The organism is uncultured Algibacter sp., assembly GCF_947495675.1.
In the GTDB taxonomy this organism is placed as follows: domain Bacteria; phylum Bacteroidota; class Bacteroidia; order Flavobacteriales; family Flavobacteriaceae; genus Algibacter_B.
Genome location: NZ_CANLZX010000130.1, coordinates 1 through 203, shown reverse-complemented (window position 1 = coordinate 203; position 203 = coordinate 1). Strand labels below are relative to the sequence as shown.

The 203-nt window shown below is 68.0% G+C and carries 1 protein-coding gene; it reads left to right on the top strand.

Annotation, left to right across the window (positions count from 1 at the left end; all coding sequences use genetic code 11):
• Positions 1–203 (top strand): FAD-dependent monooxygenase (locus Q0842_RS16370; protein WP_298500602.1); only part of this gene is annotated, 203 nt, incomplete at both ends.

Genomic DNA, 203 nt, shown 5'->3' with positions numbered 1-203 from the left:
CTTTGGTGGATTTCGGCGAATGGCAGCCTTGCCTGCGCGCGGTGCTGGAGGCCTCCAGCGGGCTGTTTCGCTGGGCCTTATACGGGCGGCCGCCGTTGGCCAAATGGTGCGACGGGCCTGTCACCATGCTGGGCGACGCGGCGCATCCGATGTTGCCCTCCATGGCGCAAGGCGCGGTGATGGCGCTGGAGGATGCGGTGGTG